We start from the raw sequence: 13,350 nt of genomic DNA, 5'->3' as shown, positions 1-13,350 counted from the left end.
TGGACGAAGAGGGGTAAGATGGATCCGATTTCGCAATTCATGGTCGATCACAAGATCCCGATAGGCGCCTGGGGCAAGGCGTTCTTCGGCTTCCTGACCGACAATTTCGATACCATCTTCAGGGCCTTCTCCAATGGCCTCAACTTCATCCTCGACGGGCTGGTCAACGTCCTGCTGCTGGTGCCGCCGGTGCTGCTGGCACTGGTCATCGCGATCATTGCATGGCTGCTGCAGCGCTCGCGGCCGCTGGCCATCGGCGTCTTCCTCGGCCTGATCTTCATCATCAACCAGAACCTGTGGAAGCAGACGGTGCAGACGCTGGTGCTGGTCGTCGCCGCCGCGGCGATGGCCATGGCCATCGGCGTGCCGCTCGGCATCTGGGCGGCGCACAAGCCGAAGGTCTACCGCATCATGCTGCCGGTGCTCGATCTGATGCAGACGCTGCCGACCTTCGTCTACCTGATCCCAGTGCTGACGCTGTTCGGCCTCGGCAACGCGCCCGGCCTCATCGTCACCATCATCTTCGTCATCCCGACCGCGGTCAGGCTCACCCATCTCGGCGTCGTCTCGGTGCCGAAGTCGATCATCGAGGCCGGCGAGGCGTTCGGCGCCACCAAGAGCCAGCTTCTGTGGAAGGTGGAACTGCCTTCGGCGCTGCCCACCATCATGGCGGGCCTGACGCAGTCGATCATGCTGTCGCTCTCGATGGTGGTGTTCGCGGCCCTGATCGGCGCCGGCGGACTCGGTACCGAAATCAACCGCGCGCTCGGCTCGCGCCGCATCGATCTCGGGCTTGAAGCCGGCCTCGCCATCGTCGTGCTCGCCATCGTGCTCGACCGAATGACCCGCATTGGCGTTGGAGGCAAGAAATGACCGTCGCCGTCGATTTCAAGAACGTCGATATCGTCTTCGGCGCCGATCAGGCCGGCTCGCTGGCCATGATCGACAAGGGCGCCACGCGCGCCGAAATCCTGGAGAAAACCGGCAATGTGCTGGGCTGCGCCGGCGCCAGCCTGACCGTGCATGAGGGCGAGATCTCGGTGCTGATGGGCCTGTCGGGCTCCGGCAAGTCGACGCTGCTTCGGGCCGTGAACCGCCTCAACGTGGTGTCGCGCGGCCAGGTGCTGGTCAAGGACGGCGACAAGATCGTCGACGTGGTCACCTGCGACGAGCCGACCTTGCGGCGCCTGCGCCAGAAGCAGGTGGCGATGGTGTTTCAGCAGTTCGGCCTGTTGCCGTGGCGCACGGTGGAGGAAAATGTCGGGCTCGGCCTCGAACTTGCCGGCGTGCCGGATGCCGAGCGCAAGGAGCGCGTGCATAAGCAGCTCAAGCTGGTCAATCTCGACCAGTGGTCGAAGAAATACGCGCATGAGCTGTCGGGCGGCATGCAGCAGCGCGTCGGCCTGGCCCGCGCCTTCGCCACCGAAGCGCCGATCCTGTTGATGGACGAGCCGTTCTCGGCGCTCGACCCGTTGATCCGCACCAAACTGCAGGACGAATTGCTGCAGCTCCAGGCCGAGCTGAAGAAGACCATCATCTTCGTCAGCCACGACCTGGAAGAGGCGCTGAAGATCGGTAGCCACATCACCATCATGGAGGGCGGGCGCATCGTGCAGACCGGTGCGCCGGAAGACATAGTGCTGCGTCCCGCCAACGACTATGTGCGCGACTTCATCGCCAACGTGAACCCGCTGTCGGTGCTCACCGCCTGGAACGTCATGCGCGACAGCCGCGACCTCGATCACGGCGACAATGGCTGGGTGTGGCTCGACCGGCGCAAGACGACACGCTTCAAGATCGACGAGCACGGGCTGGTGGCGGCGGCCGAACGCGATGGCAAGCCGGCAGTGTGGGTGTCCTGCGCCGATGTCGAGGCTCAGTCCGAGGAAGCGGCACAAGTGTTCTGGGCCAATCCCGGCACGTCACTGAAAACCGTGATGCTGGCCATGCACCGCTCGCAGACCGCACCCGTGGCGCTGTTCGACGACCAGTCCCGCTTCGTCGGCGCCATCGGCATCAGGGATGTGCTGAGCGCGGTGTTGCGGCGGTAAGCGCCTCGCTATCCTTGTTTTGACGTCATTGCTGCGTCAGGCCGCCAGCGGCAGGCGCAGCTCCGTCAACAGCCCGCCATCCGGGTGGTTGGACAGGCGGATCTCGCCGCCGGCGGCGCGAGCGATGTTGCGGGCGATGGTGAGGCCGAGGCCAAGGCCGCCGGTCTGGCGGTTGCGGGACTGTTCGAGGCGCACGAAGGAGCCGAACACGGCATCGATCTGGGCCTGAGGTATGCCCGGTCCTTCGTCGCGGATGGTGAGCGTGATCGTGCCGTCCGAGCGGTGCAGGCTAAGATGCGCCTTCTTGCCGTAGGTGACAGCGTTCTGCACCAGATTGGTGACACAGCGCCTAAGTGCGACCGGCCGCGCGATGCAGATCAGGCCGCGCGAACGGGTGTCGTCATTGTCGAACGAGACCTCCGGGTAGGGGTCGGCGATCGATTCCACGAACGACCAGAAGTCGATGCGCTCGGTCTTTTCCTCGTTCACCTCGAAAGTGGCGAAATCGATCACGGAACTGGCGATGCTCTCGACATCGGCGAGATCATGCGCCAGCGCCTCGCGAACCGCCGATTTGCGCAACAGCTCGAGGCGCAGCCGCATGCGCGTCATCGGCGTGCGCAGATCATGCGCGAGTGCGGCGGCAAGATGTTCGCGGTCCTCGACATATTCGCGCAGCCTCTTCTGCATGGCGTTGATTGCCCTGGCTGCAGCCTGCACCTCGCGGCTGCCGGACTCGGCGATCGGCGGGCTCTTCAAATCCTTGCCGATCCGGTTCACGGCGGTTTCCATCATCCGGTAAGGCGCGGTCAGTCGGCGCAGCGACCAGATCGACATGATCACCACCAGGCCGGCGATCAGCGAATAGAGCGGCAGGCTGTCGAAGCTCAGGATCGGGCCGACGGGCGTGATCGGCTCGGTGAAGTTCAGCCACTGGCCGTCGGCGAAACGCAATGAGGCTGTCAGCTTGTCGCTCTGGGCGAAGTCGGCGGCCAGCACCAGAAGGTCGCGCTCGACCTGGCCGATGTCGGGGCCGGATACGGTGCTGGCGTCGTCGGCCTCGCGCGTCGCTGGGTCGCGCCGCACGCGCGCGTCGGTGACGCCGAACTTCGACAGCCGACCGACCAGGATGTCTTCGAGTTCAGCCAGTTCGTCGTCGCCGGCGATCGAGGAGGTGACCGCCGGCGTGTCCGAGACGGTGAGGGCGTAAGTCGCGTTGAACAGGCCCGCCGCGGTTGCCTTGCGCTCCTCGGGCGTGGCGTTGCTCATCAGCTGCACCAAAGAGAAGGCGCGGTCGTTGAGGCGGTAGAGGTCGACCACATCGTTGGCGACGGCACGGTCGCGCGACACGATATAGAGGGTCGCGACCTGGCTGATCAAAAGGCCGGCAATGACGATCAGCAGCACCCAGACAGGCAAGGTCTGCGGCAGGAAACGTCTCATTCGGAGGTCGTCTCGGGCAGGAACTGGTAGCCGCCGCTGCGCACCGTCAGGATCAGCTTCGGCGTCTTCGGGTCATCTTCCATCTTGCGCCGCAGCCGGCTGACCAGGATGTCGATGCTGCGGTCGAAGGAATAGTCGCTGTCGCCGCCGGAGAGTTCGATGAGCTGGTCGCGGGTCAGCACGCGCTGGGCGCTCTTGACGAAGGTCTGCAGCAGGTTGAATTCGGCCATGGTCAGCTCGACCCTGACATCGTCGGGCGCCGTCAGCCGGCGCCGCGAACAGTCCATCGTCCAGCCGGCAAAACGGTAGATCTGCTTGGTGGTGGGACGCTTCGGCTCGGTGGTGCCGTTGCGCCGCAGCACGGCGCGGATGCGGGCCAGGAGCTCGCGCGGGTCGAAGGGTTTGGGCACATAGTCGTCGGCGCCCATCTCCAGGCCGACCACGCGGTCGGTGGTCTCGGTGACGGCGGTCAGCATGATGATCGGCGTCGTATACTGGGCGCGCAGGTCGCGGCACAGTTCCAGCCCGCTCTTGCCGGGCAACATCACGTCGAGCACGATGAGGTCCACCTGCGCACGGCGCAGGATGGCCTCCATCTCGGTACCATCGGCGGCTACCGAAGTGTGCAGCCCCCGCTTCTGGAAGAACTCCTGAAGCAGGTCGCGGATGCCCTTGTCGTCGTCGACGATCAGTATGTGTGCGTCGGATTTCACGAGGTGCCCTGTCTCGATTGCCGGCCAAGGAATTCTGGCAGGTGAGCCACACGATAGAATTCGGGCCATATGTTGGCCAGTGCCTTGGATTTCAAGGGAGAACGAATTCCGCCTTCTCCACATGGAAAGCAATGGCCGTGCCGAAGCTCCTTGTTTCCATGCGTGTCGGCTCCAAAAACCGGGACCGCTTTTGGACGATACGCATCAGGCGGGCGGGCCAGACACAATCCAGAAACAAAATTCTACAATCGGGAAAAACTCCTGAAAAGGTAGGGCGGCATAACGGTGCCGTGGCGGTCAGATTACCGGCTGCGACGCAAATCTCCGGGTTTCACGGAAAAACCAATGCCAAGGTTGTCGATCAGTTTGTTGGGTGCGTTGCTGGGCCTTGGCCTGGTCACTGCCGCTGCAGGACAATCAAACGCAAAGGCGCCACTGACCCGGAGCGAACGGTGCGCCAATCTCAGCCACCAATTTGATGAAGCCCTCGAAACCCATGCCACGGCAACGCAGGTCACCGCGGCAAAGGCACTTCAGAGAAAGGGCAACCGGTATTGTGCCGCCAAGAAACAGGCACAGGGCATCCGGATGCTCGCCAACGCTTTGAAGCTGCTTGGAGTGACACCGAATGACCCGGTCCAGTGACGCTCAAAATCGACCCGCATAAAAAGGAAATGAAGCCATGAAAAAGTCCCTCCTGTCGGCCCTCGGTCTCTCCGTTGCTCTTGCCTTCTCGATGCCGGCTCTCGGCAACGCTGCCGCCACCACGACCGCTGCCCCGGCTGCTGCCACCACGACCACCGCTCCGGCCGCTGCCGCGACGACCACCGCTCCGGCCAAGGCTGCTCCGAAGAAGGTCGCCAAGAAGGCCGTCTGCAAGGTGACCAAGAAGCACAAGTGCCCGGTCAAGAAGGCTCCCGCCAAGGCAGCCCCCCGCAGCGGCGGCCCCCGCCGCGGCGGCCCCGAAGGCTGCTCCGAAGAAGCCCTGATCAGCTTCGAGGTCAGTTCTAGCAAGGCCGTTCCAGCCGCAACCGGCTGGGGCGGCCTTCTGCCGAATGCATGGTCGAACTGAATACCGGCGCTTTCCAGCCGCGCATCTCGATCATGCTTAACCCGTTTGCAACGCCGGCCATGTAGGACAATCCGCATGAAGAAGCGGCTTTCGTCCATTTTGCGTTCGATGGTGATTGGCGGCCTGGTTGCCACCGGTGTCGCCAGGGTGCTGATTCTGCTCACCGCTAGCCCCGTGCCCGACCCCGCCAGTGGCCGCACCGAGCCCTCGCTGTTCGCGCCGATAATTTCCAGCAACTGGGACTACATCACGCCTGTCCAGGCGTGGCTGCTGATCGTGCTTCTCGCCGTGACGCTGATCTGCATTGCCGGATGGCCGATCGCGGCATGGCTGGAACGCCGGGCCAATCCCAGCGGCAATCGCCTACGTCCCAATCTCGACCGTTGAACCGCGGCCAGCGATTGCCCACATGATTGTGAAGCGCCGCGCTCGACCCAGCTTGCGCGTCAATCAAAATGGACGATCGGTTTGACGTCTGGCAAAATGCATGGCGCCCGCCGTCGATCGCGAAACTGTCGGTTCCGATGCCAGAAATCACCACAAAACCGCGTACCAAGGTCAAGCCGCAGACCGAGCGGCCGAAGCTCTACAAAGTCATCCTCATCAATGACGATTTCACGCCGCGCGAATTCGTCGTCACGGTGCTGAAGGGCGAGTTCAAGCTCAGCGAGGACCAGGCGCACCGCATCATGATCACCGCGCACCGCCGCGGCGTCTGCGTGGTTGCGGTGTTCACCAGGGATGTCGCCGAAACCAAGGCGACGCGGGCGACCGACGCCGGCAAGGCCAAAGGCTACCCGCTGCTGTTCACGACAGAGCCGGAGGAGTAGAGGAGTGGTCGCCCTTAGGGCGATGAATCATAGAACCTTGAAATCTCTCAAAGAGGTTGGCCAGACGACCGTATACTCTTCGCTTTCGACATCGCGATATGCGGCTCTGACGTTGTCCAACATCTCATCAGATTCGAGAATCTTCTTTAACCTCTCGAATGATTTCAATGGGTTGTTTGTTCGGATGAAAATATTGAACTCACCCGATCCGAAGTCGTGCCCGTCAATCTCGCCTTCCGGCAAACCTTCGATCAATGAATTTTCAAGCGAGATCATGGCGTCATAGTCCTCGACTGATGACCACTGTAAAACGAGACGATACCTCATCGGCCTTTGCTATCTTCCCTCGCGGTACCACATCGAGCCCATCGCCAGGAGCAGCAGGCCGAGGCCGAGGAAGCCGCCGAACAGGGGCACGCGCGAGACGGCCTTCAGCACGCTGTCGTCGGTGGTGCGCAGGCCGATCCAGTCGCTGCCGGCGGCCTCGCCGGCCGAGCGCACCGGCACGATGGAGGGCAGCGTCACGTCGCTGCCAAGAGCCGTGGACGAGGCCAGCCGGCGCACGCTGCCGCCGGTGGCTTCCATCGGTGCCCTCAGCAGGTTTTCGGTGGAGATGACGTCGGCGAATTCCGGCGCATTGACCGGCCCGACATGGGCGAGCGCGGTGAGATCGCCATTGGCGACCTGGAAGAGGCCGATCTCGTTGGTCTGGACACTGCCGAGGAAGACGCCGGGCTCGGATTTGTCGAGCTTGACGGTCACCGTCTTGCCGGAAGGGGTGATGATCTGCGCCGTGCCTGGATCGTCGGCCATCGTCTGGCGGCGGATCTCCAGCACCATGCCGCGCCCCTCGGCGGTCAGCCGCTCTTCCTCGAGCTCGGGCTCCTTCATCAGCCAGTGGGCGATGCGCCGGTAGAGCTGGACATGCGGACCACCGCCCTCGAAGCCGCGCGCCCACAGCCAGCCCTGGTCGGACAGGAGCATGCCGACACGGCCTTCGCCCTTGCGGTCGAGCAGCAGCAGGGGCCGGTTGTCGGCACCCTTCATCACCACTTCGCCCTGCGGGTTCTGCACGCCGATGGTGCGGAACCAGCGGCTCCAGTGCGGCGGCTCGGTGGCCGAACCATCGAGGCCGCGCGTCACCGGATGACGCTGGCCGAGGTCGGTGAGGCGCGGATAGAAGGCCTTTTCGACCACCTCGCCTGTCGGCATGGCCGGCAGGGCCGACATCAGCGGCGTGCGCGCGATCGAAGCCTCGCCGGCATATTCGGGGCCGGCGGCGATCAGCAGCGCGCCGCCCTTTTCGACATATTCGGAGATGTAGTCGTAATAGAGGATCGGCAGCACGTCGCGGTGCTGGTAGCGGTCGAAAATGATGAGGTCGAAATCCTTGATCTTCTCGACAAAAAGCTCGCGCGTCGGGAAGGCGATCAGCGACAATTCATTGATCGGCGTGCCGTCCTGCTTCTCCGGCGGCCGCAGAATGGTGAAGTGGACGAGATCGACCGAGGCGTCGGACTTCAAAAAGATTGCGCCAGGTGCGCTCGCCCGCATGCGGTTCGCCCGAAACGAGCAGCACACGCAGATTCTCGCGGATGCCGTCGACCAGCGCGATGGCGCGGTTGTTGGTGTCGGTGAGTTCGCCGGGTTCGCGGTCGATGGCGAGTTCGATGATGTTGCGGCCGGCGCCCGGAATGGTCACCTGCAGTGGCATCGCCTGGCCGACGGTGGCATGCTCGACCGAGACCTGCTCGCCATTGACGGAGACGCGCACATCGACCGGACCGGTCTCGTTTTCGGTCGAGATGACACGATAGGTCATGTCGAGCGGCTTGCCGACGATGCCGAAGCGCGGCGCGTTCTCGAAGCGGATGCGACGGTCCTTTTCGTGGTCATTGCCGGTGATCAAAGCGTGCAGCGGCGCGTTGAAGTCGGGCGCGCCGGGAGGCGCGTCATGCACCTCGCCATCGGTGATCATGATGGCGCCGCCGATGCGCGACGGCGGCACGTCGCGGAAGGCGCCTTCCAGCGCGCCGAACAGCCGCGTCTCTGTACGTTCCTCGGCGGCGTCGGACTTGCCGGCCTCGACGACGCGGACATCGAATTGCTTGAAGCGGCCAAGACGCTGCTGCAGCCCGGCCACCGCCTCATCGGTCTGTTTGGTGCGGTCGCCGATATCCTGGCTCTGGCTGCGGTCGACGATCAGCGCAACGACACTCTTCAGCGGCTCGCGCTCCTCATTGAGGAACACCGGGTTGAACAGAGCGGCGGCAAGCGCCAGCAGGGCGACGAAGCGCAGGACGCCGCCGCGCTGGCGAAACCACAGGCCGACAAGCGCCAGCAGCGCTAGCGGCACCAGCACCAAAGCGAGCTGCGGCCAGGAGATCAGCGGTTCGAAAGAAATTGACCAGTTCATGCCTTACTGCCCCAGCCGTTCGAGCAGAATGGGGACGTGCACCTGGTCGGATTTGTAGTTGCCGGTCAGCATGTACATCATGATGTTGACGCCGGCGCGCAGCGCGTAGATGCGCTGCATCGGGTCGGCCGGCACGGTCGGCAGCAGCGGGTCGCCATTCTCGTCGACCGCCCATGCGCCGGCGAAATCATTGGCGGTGATCATGATCGGCGACACGCCGTCGCCGGTGCGCACCGGCCGGTTGTCGGTGTTGCTGGCGTCGAGCGAGGCCTCGACCCAGAGCGGGCTGCCAGCGAAGCGGCCGGGAAATTCGGGCAAGATGAAGAAGGACTTGGTCAGCACGTGGTCCGACGGCACCGGCTCCAGCGGCGGTACGTTGAGGTTGCCGAGGATGTCGCGCAGCCGCTCGGTGGCCGGGCTGGTGGAATCGGCGCCGATGCCGTTGGCGAACTGGTCGCGCGTGTCGAACAGCACCGTGCCGCCTTGCTGCATATAGGCGTCGATGCGGGCGATCGCCGCCTGGCTCGGCATCGGGGCGGCCGGATCGATCGGCCAGTAGATCAGCGGATAGAACGACAGTTCGTCCTTCGCAATGTCGACGCCGGCCGGTGCGCCGGGTTCCAGCGCGGTCTTCTCGATCAGGAAGCGGGTCAGGCCTTCGAGCCCGGCGCGGCTGATCGAATCGTCGCCCGGTACCCCGGTCAGCACGTAGGCGATACGGGTCTTCGAGATCGCCGTGATGGCCGCCTCGTCGCCCGGCTTGGCATCGTCGGCGCGGGCGAAATCGGCATGGCCGAACAGTGCGCCAAGCGCAATCAGCACCGCTGCGGTGGTGGTCACCGCACCGGCGCGGCGCGGCCGGCGCGAAAACAAGCCGCCCATCCAGAACACCGCCAGCGTGTCGAGCAGCATCAGCACCAGGGCGGCCGCGACCAGCGAACCTTTCAGGTTGCGGGATTCGTCGAAGGCGTATTGGATCGTGGTGACCGGCACCGCGATCTGCGGGCGCGCCAGAGGCGCGAACGTGCTCGCGGCATCGAGCAGATTGTGGGCGAAGACGCCGGTCTCGGAGCCGTAGAGGCCGGGCGGGTTCTCGAAGGTCACCGGCGCGCCGGCGCCCGGCACCAGCGGCCTTGCATCCGGCGTCGGCGGAACCAACGAGCCGTCTGCCGCGATCATGCGGTAGGGCGCCAGCGACGTGGCGGCTGCTTCGGCATTGGCGATCGCCGCGCCCTGGTTGCGCGACAGCTGGACGATGCGGCGCAGCATCTCGACGAAGCTGCCCGAAATCGGCAGGTTCGACCAGGTCGCCTCGGGCGTGACGTGGAACAGCACCAGCGTGCCCTTGCCTTTCTTCAGCCCGGTGACCAGCGGCGTGCCATCGGCAAGTGCGGCCCAGGTGCGCTCGACGATGTCGGGTGTCGGCTCGGCCAGCACCTGCCTGCTTACTGTCACCTCGGTGGGCGGTGCCAAGTCGGCGAAGGGACCGGCCTTGGGAAATTCGGTGACCGGCTGCGGCGATGTCCATGACAGCGCGCCGCCGAGCGAACGCTCGCCAGTGCGCAGGCGAACCGGCAGCAGATCGTCGTCATTGCCGGCGGCGGCCAGCCGCGAGCCGGCGAAACGCACCAGCGTGCCGCCATTGTCGACCCAGTCGACCAGCCTTTGCCGGACCTGTGCCGGAATGGTGCCGATGTCGGCCATGATGATCATCGCCGGCTTCTGGTCGAGGATCTGCGGGATGGCGTCGGCGAGATCGGCGCTGGAGGGTTCAACCAGGTCGGCGAAGGGCTGCAGCGCCCGCCTGATGTAGTAGAGCGGCGACAGAAGCGGCTGCGCCCGGTCGGCCTCGGCCTGCGACAAAAGTCCGACGCGGCGGCGCTTGGAGCTTTCGTCGAGCACGCGCACCGCACCCGCCTGGCGCTCGCCGTCGAGCGCTATCGAGGCGAAATCGTTGCGCAGTTCGAACGGCACCGCCATCGTGCCGGTGGCGGTGGCTTCACCAGGTGCGAAGGTCAGCGTCGCATCGGCGATGCGGCGGCCCTTGTCGTCGAAGGCGCCGGCGGTGACCTGTGCCGGCGCCGGATCGCCCGGCGCACGGATGGCGGTGAGCGCAAAACCGTCGACCTGGTTCTCGGCGGCGGTTAGCCCGGTCAGCGAAAGCCGCTCAGTGGTAACCCACACGACGCGAGCGGCATTTTTCGACAACAGTGTGTTGAAGGCGGCTTCGTCGCCCTTGGCCGCGAGGCCGTCGGCCAGCACGGCGACGCTGGCGCCGGGCAAGGTTTCCAGCACGCCGGCGACACGGGCATAGACGGCGGGCCGGTCGGTGGGGATCGGCCGCGGCTTGGCGGCGCGCAGCCGGTCGAGGGCAGCGGCGGCATCGAAGGGGCCGATCTCGGCATTGGCCCTTTCGGCGGTGAAGGCGATGATGACCGGCACGCCGTTCGAGCCGGCGTCCTTGATCAGCCGCTCGGCGGTGGCGACGCGCTTGTTCCAGTCGGCCGCGCTTGCCCAGTCATTGTCGATGACCAGCGCAAGGGCCGCACCTTCGGCCGGCAATTTTTCGCGCGGGTTGAAGACCGGTTCGGCCAGCGCCGCGACGACGAGGCCCGCCATCAGCAGCCTGAGCAGCGTCAGCCACCAGGGGCTTTGATGCGGCGTCTCCTCGCGCTTCAGCACGCGCGCCAGGATCTTCAGCGGCGGAAAGATCTCGGCCTGCGGCTTGGGTGGCGTCAGCCTCAGCAGCCACCAGATCACCGGCAGCGCCAGCAGGCCCCACAGCACCATGGGAGCGCCAAAGGAGAGCGTCAGCCAGCTCATGCGCCGACCACCTTTCCGAACTGACGGGTACGACCGCTACCGGCATAGCCGCCATCGGCGGTCATTGCCATGTGCAGGCGCACCAGCGCGTCGGACGCGAGCCGATCGGTGTGGTTGACGGTAAAACTCCAGCCGAGCCGCTTGCACCAGGCGGCCAGTTCCTGACGACGGGCGGTGTAGAGCAGGCGGTATTCGTCGCCGAGCATTTCGGCGCGTCCGGCAGTCAGCTTGTCGCCGGTCTCGGGATCGGTGAACTCGGTGCGGCCGGCATAGGGGAAGGTTTCCTCGGCCGGGTCGGCGACCTCGATCAGATGTGCGCGCACGCCGTGGCGGGCGAGCACGTCGAGCCATTCCATCGTCTCTTCGACCGGATCGAGGAAATCGCTGGCGATGACGATGTCGCAGAAGCGCCTGATGTCCGTGAGGTCAGGCTTTGCCGGCAGTTCGCCGGCATGCATCAGCTGAGCTGCGATGCGCTCGGCGCCGTTGCGGGCGGTGAACGGATCGGTCAGGCCCGGCCAGGCGATGCGCTCGCCGCTGCGCGACAGCAATTCGGCCATGGCCAGCGCCAGCACCAGCGCGCGCGATTGCTTGGAAACGCTGGCACCGGTCGATTTGTAGAGCATGGACGGCGAGGGGTCGGCCCACAGCCACACCGTATGGGCGGCTTCCCATTCGCGGTCGCGCACATAGGTGTGGTCGTCGCGGGCCGAGCGGCGCCAGTCGATGCGCGAGGAATCGCCTTCGACATAGGGCCGGAACTGCCAGAAATTCTCGCCGATGCCGCGTTTGCGGCGGCCATGCCAGCCGGCGATCACCGTGTTGACGATGCGGCGCGCCTCGACCAGCAGGTCGGGTACAAGCGAAGCCCGCAACCGGCCACGGGCGAGCGCGTCGCGCGTCGCTGCCGGAGCCTGGACCTCGCCGATGCGCGCCATCAAATCCCTTTCACGAGCTTCGCCACCACGTCGCGCACGCTGGTGCCCTCGGCGCGGGCGGCGAAGGTCAGCGCCATGCGGTGCTGCAGCACCGGTTCGGCCAGGGCACGCACGTCGTCGACCGATGGTGCCAGCCGTCCATCGTAGAGCGCGCGCGCCCTCGTGCACAGCATCAGCGCCTGGCTGGCGCGCGGGCCTGGCCCCCAGGCGACATGCTTGTCGGTCTCGGCATTGCCCTGGCCCGGACGCGCCGAGCGCACCAAAGTGAGGATCGCCTCGACCACGCTTTCAGGCACCGGCATGCGGCGGATCAGCGTCTGGATTTCCTTCAGCCGCACCGGTTGCAGCACGTTCTGCGCCTTGGCATCCTCGATGCCGGTGGTTTCCAGGAGAATGCGGCGCTCGGCCTCGATTTCGGGATAGAGGATGTCGACCTGCATCAGGAAGCGGTCGAGCTGGGCTTCGGGCAGCGGATAGGTGCCTTCCTGCTCCAGCGGATTCTGCGTCGCCAGCACATGGAAGGGTGCGGGCAGGTCATGGCGGACGCCGGCGATGGTGACGTGATACTCCTGCATGGCCTGCAGCAGCGCCGACTGGGTGCGCGGCGAGGCGCGGTTGATCTCGTCGGCCATTAGAAGCTGGGCGAAGATCGGCCCGGAGATGAAGCGGAAGGAGCGCTTGCCGATCTCGTCCTGCTCCATCACCTCGGAGCCTAGGATGTCCGATGGCATCAGGTCGGGCGTGAACTGGATGCGGCGCGAATCGAGGCCGAGCACGACGCCCAGCGTCTCGACCAGCTTGGTCTTGGCGAGGCCCGGAACACCGACCAGCAGCGCGTGGCCGCCGGCCAGCAGCGCCACCAGCGTCCGCTCGACGACGGCCTCCTGGCCGAAGATCACTCGGCCGACCCCGTCGCGGATCCTGGAAATGTCAGCCAGCGCCTTTTTCGGCCTCGGCGATCATGTCCGTTTCGCTGATCGGACTTTCCTTGACCATCACGCTCATTCGGCTCGATCCCTTTGGTTGGAAATACCAGCCTGCACCATATCATAGGTTGCCGCGAT

Annotated in this window: 11 protein-coding genes and 2 pseudogenes; 6 read left to right on the top strand and 7 right to left on the bottom strand. The window is 65.3% G+C overall.

The window, feature by feature from the left end; genetic code table 11:
* Positions 1-18: 18 nt before the first annotated feature.
* Both choW and choV read left to right on the top strand, forming a co-directional pair.
* Entirely contained in the window at positions 19-873 is an 855-nt protein-coding gene (gene choW, locus HB778_RS06780) for a choline ABC transporter permease subunit (RefSeq protein WP_183462502.1), read from the top strand.
* Positions 870-2,051: a choline ABC transporter ATP-binding protein gene (gene choV / locus HB778_RS06775; RefSeq protein ID WP_096449396.1), complete on the top strand. Its 1,182-nt coding sequence runs from the start codon at positions 870-872 to the stop codon at positions 2,049-2,051. Before choW ends, choV begins: the two co-directional genes overlap by 4 nt.
* A 36-nt stretch (positions 2,052-2,087) precedes the next feature.
* Here the strand turns inward: choV and HB778_RS06770 are convergent, their stop codons facing one another.
* Together HB778_RS06770 and HB778_RS06765 are read right to left on the bottom strand one after the other, a co-directional pair.
* On the bottom strand, positions 2,088-3,494 hold the full coding sequence (locus HB778_RS06770; RefSeq protein WP_183462500.1) for an ATP-binding protein: 1,407 nt from the start codon (positions 3,492-3,494) through the stop codon (positions 2,088-2,090).
* Positions 3,491-4,207: a response regulator gene (locus HB778_RS06765; RefSeq protein ID WP_095201932.1), complete on the bottom strand. Its 717-nt coding sequence runs from the start codon at positions 4,205-4,207 to the stop codon at positions 3,491-3,493. The genes HB778_RS06770 and HB778_RS06765 overlap by 4 nt, the downstream gene beginning before the upstream one ends.
* Before the next feature lie 345 nt (positions 4,208-4,552).
* Between HB778_RS06765 and HB778_RS06760 the strand changes: the two genes are divergently transcribed.
* The 4 genes from HB778_RS06760 to clpS all read left to right on the top strand — a co-directional run bounded on the left by HB778_RS06760 (position 4,553) and on the right by clpS (position 6,109).
* Positions 4,553-4,852 carry a hypothetical protein gene (locus HB778_RS06760; RefSeq protein ID WP_095201931.1) on the top strand — a complete coding sequence of 100 codons (300 nt, stop codon included), beginning with the start codon at positions 4,553-4,555 and terminating at the stop codon, positions 4,850-4,852.
* 37 nt (positions 4,853-4,889) lie between these two features.
* Positions 4,890-5,279 (top strand): hypothetical protein, encoded by a 390-nt coding sequence (locus tag HB778_RS06755; RefSeq protein WP_244661840.1) that lies wholly within the window; start codon positions 4,890-4,892, stop codon positions 5,277-5,279.
* 75 nt (positions 5,280-5,354) lie between these two features.
* The gene (locus HB778_RS06750; protein ID WP_183462498.1) at positions 5,355-5,666 is read left to right on the top strand and encodes a hypothetical protein; all 312 of its coding nucleotides are present in this window, start codon (positions 5,355-5,357) and stop codon (positions 5,664-5,666) included.
* A 137-nt stretch (positions 5,667-5,803) separates the two neighbouring features.
* Positions 5,804-6,109, top strand: a complete 306-nt coding sequence (gene clpS / locus HB778_RS06745) for an ATP-dependent Clp protease adapter ClpS (RefSeq protein ID WP_095202027.1) — start codon at positions 5,804-5,806, stop codon at positions 6,107-6,109.
* 27 nt (positions 6,110-6,136) lie between these two features.
* Here clpS and HB778_RS06740 read toward each other — a convergent pair whose 3' ends face one another.
* From HB778_RS06740 to HB778_RS06720, 5 genes and pseudogenes are all read right to left on the bottom strand, one after another.
* Positions 6,137-6,385: an ABC transporter gene (locus tag HB778_RS06740; RefSeq protein WP_183462496.1), complete on the bottom strand. Its 249-nt coding sequence runs from the start codon at positions 6,383-6,385 to the stop codon at positions 6,137-6,139.
* A 60-nt stretch (positions 6,386-6,445) separates the two neighbouring features.
* Positions 6,446-8,525 (bottom strand): annotated as a pseudogene (locus HB778_RS06735) (hypothetical protein).
* Positions 8,526-8,528: 3 nt separating this feature from the next.
* Entirely contained in the window at positions 8,529-11,348 is a 2,820-nt protein-coding gene (locus HB778_RS06730) for a DUF4159 domain-containing protein (protein ID WP_183462494.1), read from the bottom strand.
* Positions 11,345-12,286 carry a DUF58 domain-containing protein gene (locus HB778_RS06725; protein ID WP_183462491.1) on the bottom strand — a complete coding sequence of 314 codons (942 nt, stop codon included), beginning with the start codon at positions 12,284-12,286 and terminating at the stop codon, positions 11,345-11,347. Before HB778_RS06725 ends, HB778_RS06730 begins: the two co-directional genes overlap by 4 nt.
* Positions 12,286-13,291, bottom strand: a pseudogene (locus HB778_RS06720) (AAA family ATPase). The gene HB778_RS06725 and the pseudogene HB778_RS06720 overlap by 1 nt, the downstream one beginning before the upstream one ends.
* Positions 13,292-13,350: the final 59 nt, after the last annotated feature.

Origin of the sequence: Mesorhizobium huakuii (assembly GCF_014189455.1) — a bacterium.
GTDB classification, from domain to species: Bacteria; Pseudomonadota; Alphaproteobacteria; order Rhizobiales; family Rhizobiaceae; genus Mesorhizobium; species Mesorhizobium huakuii_A.
The sequence above is the reverse complement of the archived record's forward strand: the minus strand, read 5'-3'. Positions and strand labels throughout refer to the sequence as shown.